Below are 8,548 nucleotides of genomic sequence, written 5' to 3'. Positions count from 1 at the left end.
GGGGGGGGGGGGGGGGCAGAAGCCCATTGGTTGATGCGCATGGATATGTGGGTGCGGCGATCACCAGAGTCCAATAGAGCGGAAGGAACGAAAACAGCGGCTCAAACGCCGTTCCTTGTTCCCGCTTGCTGTCCTTGCGCTTGAGTGCCTCCATCTCCTGAACAGATTTGATCTGCTTTTCCGCCTGCGCCTTCGGTTCGATTTCGAAGGCTTGACGGGCACCGGGATGGTCAGCGGCCACACGCTGCAGAGCTCTGGTGGAGGGGTGACTTCATTGTGATGCCGCCAAGTTTCGCGCGAAGCCTGCTGTTCCATATCCGCTGCGACGAAAGCGCCGATTGCCGTCGCAACGATGAAGCAGATCAAAGAGGGAAGAAGGCCGTCACTGATATATCCTCCACGATGGAGAAAATACACGCCGGTTGACAAACCCATCGTCAGCAGCGTCAGCGCGCCGGCAAACCAGCGATATCCTCTCCTCGATTGGGCAGGCCCTGGCCTGAACGGCCTTGGATGTTTCATCACTGTCCTGCCTCGGCGGCCGGCACATGGGGTGCTGACTCTGTGACCATCGCAACCTCTCCTTGTGGGTGCATCATCTTCTTGCTAGTGTCCATGAAGCAAATGAATATTATTGTACTTTGAGCGCAAGGATTTGCATGGATGGACATCAGCATTGCCCGCACCTTTCTCGAGGTGGTCAAAACGGGCAGCTTTGTACGCGCCGCGAATAATCTCAATCTCACGCAAACCGCCGTCAGCGCTCGCATTCGCGTTCTGGAGGAGCAACTCGATCGACCGGTATTCATCCGCAACAAGGCGGGCGCGAAGCTGACGCCGGCCGGCGAGCAATTTCTTCGGTTCGCCACGACTCTCGTGCAGGTCTGGGCGCGCGCGCAGCGTGCCGTTGCGCTTCCGCCAGGACGTGAGACGGTCGTCACCGTGGGTGCCGAACTCAGTCTGTGGAGTCCCTTGCTGCGGCACTGGCTGCTGTGGATGCGGCGTGAATGTCCAGAAATCGCCGTGAGCACGCATATCGAGGCTTCGGAGCGTCTGATGGAGCAGGTCCAGGATGGAACGTTGGATGTGGCCGTGCTCTATGCAGCGCCCAGTCGGCCGGGGGTGGTCGCCGAACTTCTGTTCGAGGAGAAGCTGGTGCTTGTCCGAACCACCCCGACCAGTGCATCATTGGCACCCGAGGATCATGTGCAGATTGAATGGGGGGAAGAATTTGCGGCCAGCTATCAGGCCGCTTTTCCTGACCAGCCCAATGCGGTCGTGTCGATCAGCTATGGTCCCCTGGCGTTGGATTATATCCTGGCGACGGGTGGGAGCGGCTATTTCCGAAAGGGCTTCATTCGTCCCTATCTGGAGGAGGGGCGGCTTGCGCTGGTGCCCGGCAGTCCTGAATTCTCCTATTCGGCCTATATGCTGCATTCGACCAAGGCGGACCCCGGGGTCATGGACCGCGTCCGGGCAGGACTCCATGCCGCAGCGAGGATTGCGATATGACGAACGACCCTTTCTCCCCTGTGTGCTATGGCGCAGGCGCGGACGATGGCTATATGGGTTATGCGTTGCGCGATGAATTGCTGGCCGCGCTCAATGAGCTACTCGAAGCCGAACGGGCAGGCGCACGCGTCGCCCTGGTCAGCCGGAAAGCAATGCAGGACGTCCGTTTTTCAGAACTGATGCGGATCGTACGGGCGGACGAAGCGAAATGGTGCGCCATGCTCGCGCGGCAAATCCGGCGGCTGGGCGCTGTGCCATCGCGCAGGACGGGTGCATTTTATGGCAAGGCGATGGCTATCGACGATCCGCGTGAGCGGACCGCTTTCCTCAACCGTGGCCAATCCTGGGTGGTGCACAAGCTCGAAGTGCTGATGCCGCGGGTCAGGGACGAGGTGCTGCATGCCCATCTGAGCATGATGGCTGAGAAGCACCGGACCAATATCGATCTCGCTGAAACTCTTCTTCAAGAGACGGAATGATCGATCCTCCAGGACATATCGACGCTGACCTGTCAGCGTCATCGACGAAAATCTTCGTTCGAGAATGTGCGACGCGGATATTGCTACGGATAATGCAGCAATTATATTTATAGTAAAATGCATTAATAGTCATTTGATTCAATGAACATGTTCGACAAATAGGGTCCTTGATAAAATTCGTTCTTTGGGGGCGATGTGTTAAGGCGACTATTTGGGAAGCCTCTGTTGCGCGCAAAAGAGGCTGTTGCACATCAGACGAAAAATGTTGTCGACGATGCGTGGACTCCAATGGACCTGCCGAAGCGGCGGATGGTCCTGGCGCCTGTGAAACTGAATGACCGAGCGATAGCCGCTCTGGTCGACAGTGGCACTTCGCGAACCATCATCAATGGCACCCTGGCTGCGGAATTGGGGTTGGTGCCGCTGGGTGAGACGTCGGTCTCATCCTTCACGCGCAGAGTTACAGGATTGGGCTATCGCGCGGGAAGGATGGAACTGGCGGGCACGGTCCTGAAGGATTTCATGCTGGACAGCTATGGAACGGCGGAAATCGAGACATTGGCGCGTCAGCATATTCCCTTGATACTGGGGAGGGACGTGCTTCAGACGGTCGACGTCGAGGTCGATTTCGTCAACGACCGCATTCGCTGGGTTCCGAAAGGACGGCGAGGGGCTTTTCAGGCGGACCACATTTTGGCGCTGCATGGGGAACGCGCCGCCTTTCCCTCGATCGATCTGGTCCTTGAAGGGAGGCCGCAAGAGCGGGCGCTGCTTGATCTTGGAAGCGACACGCCCATCACCATGGCGGCCGACTTTGCCCATGAGCAAGGACTTCTCGACGAGCGCTGCCAGTCTTCGGCCGTTTCCATCGGTCTCGAAGGTATCCTCACCAATATTGTATTCTCACTTTTGTGCGTAAAGATCGGCAATTTCGAATGGCATGATGTTCCGGTTCAGGCGGTGAAGAATTGGAAGCTTGCAGAACCCATATCCGTTGGATGGCCCATGTTTCAGGACTTTCGCACTGTCCTGAGCCTGGGCGCAAAGACGATGGGCATGAAGGCAGACAGGACAGCTCTTGCTTCCGAAATCTCAAGGGACAGGCTGGGCATTTCAGGCCGCAGACAGGAAAAGCGGCTTGTGATCTTCCATGTCGCGCCATGGAGCCCCGCCTGGCATGCCGGATTGCGTGTCAACGACGTGATTGTCAGTGTTGATGGCCGAGCCATCAGTAATGACTATCCGGCTCCCGGCGAGCGCATTGGCTTTCGTGCTGCGGGCAGCAACGTCCGTCTAGGCCTCGCTGGAGGACGGACGGTCGATCTGATGCTGATAGATTATTTCTGACAATCGACTGGCGTCGTCGCCGAGCAACATATGGATTGCCGCAATGCCCAGCCGCGACGCCGAGGTCCGTTGCATTTGTTTTGCTAGGTTCAGAGCCATTTGCCCTGCACCGATCATTAAATGAGAGATATTTGATATTAAATAGAAATAATATTCATTTGTCTTATGAATGTACCGGGCGCAAAAGGGCGTCCGAGTGGAAGATGCTTCACGATAGGTCCGTGCGACAGCGGCATCTGAGTGGATGGGGCGCTGTCGGACGGAGTTGAGCACCGAGGGACAAAGCGCATGGCTGCACCGGAAACGCCAGGGCGCCCTCTATCCCTGGGGCGGTGGCGACACCGGGTAACACTGGCCCGGTTGCTCACTGCGGTGCAGATGCATTGGCTCACAGAGGGGCGATTATTCAATGAGTGAACAGGACATACCATTATTGGATCCGCAGACGATCGCTGCCGCATTTGGCGTGGCAAGCGATACGGCCTATGGCGCCGTCGTTCCCCCGCTCTATCTGTCCACCACCTATGAGTTCGAAGGCTATGGCAAGCCGGGCCTTTATGACTATGGCCGGGCGGGTAATCCCACACGGGATCTCCTGGCGGATGCGATCGCCACGCTTGAAGGCGGAGCGGGGGCGGTTGTCACATCGAGCGGCATGTCGGCGCTCGATCTCCTCGTTGGGGGGCTTCGGTGTAATGACCTCGTGCTGGCGCCGCATGATTGCTATGGCGGTACGATGCGCCTCCTCAAGGCCCGTGCGGAACGAGGTCATTGTTCGGTGCGCTTCGTCGATCAGTCCAATGATGCGGCCTTCGCCGCGGCTTTGGAAGAGATGCCGAAGCTGGTGTTGATCGAGACGCCGAGCAATCCGCTCATGCGTGTCGTGGATATCGCGATGCTCGCGGCGCAGGCCCGTGGCGCCGGGGCCGCGGTTGCTGTCGATAACACTTTCCTGTCACCTGCTGTTCAGCGGCCCATCCGTCTGGGCGCCGATTATGTCATTCACTCCACCACCAAATATCTCAACGGGCATTCCGACGTGATCGGAGGGGTGGTCGTTGCGGCGACTTTGGCTGAGGCAGAGAGGCTGCGCTGCTGGGCCAATGTCGTCGGCGTCGGTGGAGCCCCGTTTGATTCCTGGGCGACGCTTCGAGGGCTGCGGACGCTGTTCGCGCGGATGGCGTTCCAGCAGAACAATGCGATGGCGGTCGCCCACTATCTTGAGGCTCACCCCGCGGTCTCCAGGGTCTATTATCCGGGACTCGCTTCTCATCCCGGCCATGCCATCGCATCGCGACAGCAACAAGGGTTCGGAGCGATGCTCAGCTTTGAGCTTGCCGGAGGGGTAGAGGCTGTGCAGCGGTTCAGTTCCGCCGTCAGGTTCTTCACTCTGGCAGAATCGCTTGGTGGTGTGGAGAGCCTTGTCGCTCATCCGGCGACCATGACCCACGCGGACATGGGTGAAGAGGCTCGGGCCGTAGCCGGAATAAGCGACAATTTGCTCCGGCTTTCGGTTGGGCTTGAGGCAGAACGGGATCTCATAGCTGGTCTCGAGGCCGGTCTCGCGGCATGTTCCAACTGAACCATCATGGCTTCGCCCAGGCGAAAGGAGGCGTGAAATGCCCGGCTATGTGATTGCCGTCGATGTTTTCGGCCTTGTCCTTGCGGTCATTGGCTTCAACATGGCCTTTCGCCAGCCATTTGTCCGACGGTTGCTCGGCCGACCGGGGCCGCTGTCTTCGCCTCTTTCGCAAGGCGACGAGGAGGATCCATTGACATATGTTCTGCGCATCGCGGGGGTCATGATCATGGTGTTCGGCATTGCCATTGGCGGAATGCTTACGCTCTTCAATCTGGCTTAGAAAGACCTGGGCATGGCAGCGGACAGGACAATGAATCAGCTTGCCTCTCGCCCGGCGCCGGAATGGAGAACCGGCCAATGGTTCAACAGCGACCGGCCCCTTGCGCTTGCGGATTTCCGTGGTCGCGTCGTCGCGTTGCACGCCTTCCAGATGCTTTGCCCCGGTTGCGTCGCCAACGGGATTCCTCAGGCGCAGCGCATTGCCCGGCTATTCGATCCCGCGCGCGTTGCCGTTGTCGGTTTGCACACCGTCTTCGAGCATCATGAGGCGATGGGGCCTGCGGCGCTGGCAGCGTTCATCCGCGAGTATCGCCTGACCTTCCCGATCGGTGTCGATTTGCAGGATGCAAATGGTCCTCTTCCATACACCATGGCGGCCTACGGGATGAAAGGCACGCCTACCCTGGTCTTGATCGACCAGCAAGGTCGGCTCCGCAAACGCAGCTTCGGAGTGGAAGACGATATGCGCGTGGGCGCTGACATCGCAACTCTGCTGGCTGAGGAAATCCCTTATGAACCACGAATATGACGACCCCATCGGGGACGAACAGCTTATGGACGCCAGATGCCGTGCTGCCGGGCGTTATCGGGCAGCGGATTGCGATCTCCATGGTCTCGTCACGCGAATCGTGGCGGAATGTTTCTGCTCCTGCGTGACATCGCCGCTGGACGCCCGCGCCACCTCAGGACACGCCGGAGTCGTTGATGAAATTTGCCGCGGCGTTCGGCTTATTCTCGCCAGTGGGCAATTGATTGACGGGATCGATGAGGCGTTGGTGGAGGCATTTCCCGCGAGCGCCCCTCCAGCATGGATCTGGGGCGGCTGATGAACGGCACGTTCGATATCAAGCGGATCTACGCGCGCCCCAGTGATGCCGATGGCCAGAGGGTGCTTGTGGACCGGATCTGGCCGAGAGGCGTCTCGAGGGAAGATGCAGCCCTCAATCTGTGGCTCAAGGAGATTGCGCCCAGCACAAATCTCAGGAAATGGTTCGGCCATGATCCTTCGCGTTTTGAGGCCTTTCGCCACCGTTACCGTCAGGAACTCGATGCGAATCCGAAGGCCCTGGCTGAGCTCTATGCACTGGCTGACCATGGGCATGTGACGTTGCTCTATGCAGCGCACGACGAGCATGTAAATCACGCTTTGGTATTGGCGGAATATCTCAAGGATCATGGGTGCAAGCTCGGCCATCCGACCGGCGCTGATTGACTGCCGAAGCCCTTCGCGCGCGTGCAGGCGCGTTTGGCGAGCAATATCGGATGACAATCTTCTCCCGCGCTGTGGTCCGTGTCACGCGCTGGTGGAGGACGATCAGCCACCTTCTCTACATTTTATGCCTTGGTTCGCAGCATCTTGTTTTTCTTTGGCTTCAACGTCACCTTTGCGGTGATCATCGATGGTGCGGAGTTCCTATGTCTGAAAATCAGCCAAAAGCCGAAACGATCGCTGTGCATGCGGGATGGCGGGCCGATCCGACGACAGGATCGGTCGCGGTGCCGATCCATCAGACGACATCTTATCAGTTTCGCGATGCGGAACATGCAGCATCGCTCTTCGCCCTCCAGGAAATGGGCAATATCTATACGCGGATCATGAATCCGACGACCGATGTTCTGGAAAAGCGCGTCGCCGCGCTGGAAGGCGGCGCTGCCGCCCTGGCGGTCGCTTCGGGCCAGGCGGCTTCTGCCTATGCGATCCAGAATCTGGCCCGGACCGGGGACAATATCGTCAGTTCGACGGCGCTTTATGGCGGCACCTACAATCTGTTCGCGAACACGCTGAAGGATCAGGGGGTGGAGGTCCGCTTCGTCGATCCATCCGATCCTGAGAATTTCCAACGAGCCACGGACGACCGGACGCGCGCCTATTATGCCGAGACCCTGCCCAATCCGAAGCTGGAGGTGTTCCCGATCGCGGACGTCGCCGCCATCGGGCGGGAGGCAGGAATCCCACTCATCATGGACAATACGGCCGCACCGCTGCTCTGCCGCCCGATTGATCATGGCGCGGCCATCGTCGTCTATTCCGCGACCAAATATCTGGGCGGGCATGGTACGTCGATCGGCGGTCTGATCGTCGACGGCGGGAATTTCGACTGGACGGCTCATCCCGGGCGGCAGCCGCTGCTCAACACGCCCGATCCCTCCTATCACGGCGCAATCTGGGCGGAGGCGGCAAAGCCTCTTGGCCCCATCGCCTATATTCTGCGGGCAAGGGTCGTCCTGTTGCGGGATCTTGGCGCCGCGCTGTCGCCTTTCAATGCGTTCCAACTGATCCAGGGGATTGAAACGGTGGCGCTGCGGATGGAACGGCATTGCGCCAATGCCGTCCGGGTGGCCGAGCATCTGTCGCGCCATCCCGCAGTCATCCGGGTGATCCACCCCTCGCAGCAGGACGGCCGTGCCAGAGAACTGGCGGACCGGTATCTGACGGGAGGGCAGGGCGGCCTTGTCGGTTTCGAACTGGCCGGCGGGGTCGAGGCGGGGCGGCGCTTCATCGACGCGCTGAAGCTTCTCTATCATGTCGCCAATATCGGCGATGCGCGTAGCCTGGCCATCCATCCTGCCTCGACGACCCATTCCCAGCTGAACGAGGCGGAGCAGCGCGCGTCCGGCGTGTCGCCGGGCTATGTGCGGCTGTCCATCGGGATCGAGCATATCGATGACATATTGGCCGATGTCGATCAGGCGCTGGCGGCGGTCAGCTGAAACAACCGGCGGCTCCATGTGCTATTCCGCATGGAACCGCCGGTTCGCTGTCGTTATCCGGCCGTGCCACAGGCCCGGTCCTGTCTGTTTGACTCAGGCGGCGCGCCTGAGCCATGAAGCCGCCATGCATTTACGCAACGATCATGTGCGCTTCCGCTACCAAGGGGGACAGCTTCTCGCGGGCATCTAGCCCCGAGTGCCGGCGCTTCACGCCCCGGGCTCGGGGCAAATCGACAGATGGGGGCACGCCATTCCGATGCGCGCCCATTCCTCTTGAGAGCCAGCGCCATGACCAGAATGCCAAAGCGGGCCAGGCCGCCCGTCCATCTTATCGATATCGAAGCCGAAGGGCTGACCAATCTTGCCCTCGGGATCGCGGATAGCATGCCGCAGGTCAGCGAACTGCTGCTGGACGAAATCGCCCGCGCGCAAACCCATCGGGCCGAGCGGATACCGCCGGACGTCGTCACCATGCACTCCTCGGTCGAATTCGTCGATGAGGCGAGCGGTGTCGACCGAACCGTGCAGATCGTCTACCCGGCGCAGGCGGATATCGCCGCTGGACGGATTTCCATCCTGCCCCCTATCGCAGCGGGTCTGATCGGGCTGCGCGAGGGGCAGTCCATCAACTGGCCGG

At 59.7% G+C, this 8,548-nt stretch carries 10 protein-coding genes; 9 read left to right on the top strand and 1 reads right to left on the bottom strand.

The genetic code is table 11. The features are described from left to right. On the bottom strand, positions 1–241 hold a 241-nt coding region (locus F7P65_RS22225), incomplete at its 3' end, for a hypothetical protein (protein WP_205452214.1). 422 nt (positions 242–663) lie between these two features. Here F7P65_RS22225 and F7P65_RS21260 point away from each other — a divergent pair. The 9 genes from F7P65_RS21260 to F7P65_RS21215 form a co-directional block, all read left to right on the top strand. Beyond that, positions 664–1,512: a LysR family transcriptional regulator gene (locus F7P65_RS21260; protein ID WP_150295486.1), complete on the top strand. Its 849-nt coding sequence runs from the start codon at positions 664–666 to the stop codon at positions 1,510–1,512. Further along, a complete protein-coding gene (locus F7P65_RS21255; protein ID WP_150295483.1) occupies positions 1,509–1,991 on the top strand; it encodes a DUF6306 domain-containing protein in 483 nt (160 codons plus the stop codon). The genes F7P65_RS21260 and F7P65_RS21255 overlap by 4 nt, the downstream gene beginning before the upstream one ends. A 225-nt stretch (positions 1,992–2,216) precedes the next feature. Then, positions 2,217–3,338, top strand: a complete 1,122-nt coding sequence (locus tag F7P65_RS21250; protein WP_240334430.1) for a retropepsin-like aspartic protease — start codon at positions 2,217–2,219, stop codon at positions 3,336–3,338. Positions 3,339–3,747: 409 nt separating this feature from the next. Beyond that, the gene (metB, locus tag F7P65_RS21245) at positions 3,748–4,920 is read left to right on the top strand and encodes a cystathionine gamma-synthase (protein WP_150295481.1); all 1,173 of its coding nucleotides are present in this window, start codon (positions 3,748–3,750) and stop codon (positions 4,918–4,920) included. 37 nt (positions 4,921–4,957) lie between these two features. Continuing rightward, the gene (locus tag F7P65_RS21240) at positions 4,958–5,200 is read left to right on the top strand and encodes a hypothetical protein (protein ID WP_150295479.1); all 243 of its coding nucleotides are present in this window, start codon (positions 4,958–4,960) and stop codon (positions 5,198–5,200) included. A 12-nt stretch (positions 5,201–5,212) separates the two neighbouring features. After that, the gene (locus F7P65_RS21235; protein ID WP_240334429.1) at positions 5,213–5,728 is read left to right on the top strand and encodes a peroxiredoxin family protein; all 516 of its coding nucleotides are present in this window, start codon (positions 5,213–5,215) and stop codon (positions 5,726–5,728) included. Between the two features lie 297 nt (positions 5,729–6,025). Beyond that, the gene (locus F7P65_RS21225) at positions 6,026–6,412 is read left to right on the top strand and encodes a DUF488 domain-containing protein (RefSeq protein WP_150295473.1); all 387 of its coding nucleotides are present in this window, start codon (positions 6,026–6,028) and stop codon (positions 6,410–6,412) included. Positions 6,413–6,615: 203 nt separating this feature from the next. Then, positions 6,616–7,911: an O-acetylhomoserine aminocarboxypropyltransferase/cysteine synthase family protein gene (locus F7P65_RS21220; protein ID WP_150295471.1), complete on the top strand. Its 1,296-nt coding sequence runs from the start codon at positions 6,616–6,618 to the stop codon at positions 7,909–7,911. Positions 7,912–8,199: 288 nt separating this feature from the next. Beyond that, positions 8,200–8,548: GreA/GreB family elongation factor (locus F7P65_RS21215; protein ID WP_150295469.1), on the top strand; the 349-nt coding region annotated here is incomplete at its 3' end.

It is taken from the genome of Sphingobium estronivorans (genome assembly GCF_008692605.1).
Lineage (GTDB): Bacteria > Pseudomonadota > Alphaproteobacteria > Sphingomonadales > Sphingomonadaceae > Sphingobium > Sphingobium estronivorans.
Note: the sequence above shows the minus strand (reverse complement) of the source record. Positions and strands in the feature narration are given on the sequence as shown.

Coding starts and splice junctions, on each gene's coding strand:
- F7P65_RS21260 (WP_150295486.1), top strand. CDS start 664: ATGGACATCAGCATTGCCCGCACCTTTCTCGAGGTGGTCAAAACGGGC.
- F7P65_RS21255 (WP_150295483.1), top strand. CDS start 1,509: ATGACGAACGACCCTTTCTCCCCTGTGTGCTATGGCGCAGGCGCGGAC.
- metB (WP_150295481.1), top strand. CDS start 3,748: ATGAGTGAACAGGACATACCATTATTGGATCCGCAGACGATCGCTGCC.
- F7P65_RS21240 (WP_150295479.1), top strand. CDS start 4,958: ATGCCCGGCTATGTGATTGCCGTCGATGTTTTCGGCCTTGTCCTTGCG.
- F7P65_RS21235 (WP_240334429.1), top strand. CDS start 5,213: ATGGCAGCGGACAGGACAATGAATCAGCTTGCCTCTCGCCCGGCGCCG.
- F7P65_RS21225 (WP_150295473.1), top strand. CDS start 6,026: ATGAACGGCACGTTCGATATCAAGCGGATCTACGCGCGCCCCAGTGAT.
- F7P65_RS21220 (WP_150295471.1), top strand. CDS start 6,616: ATGTCTGAAAATCAGCCAAAAGCCGAAACGATCGCTGTGCATGCGGGA.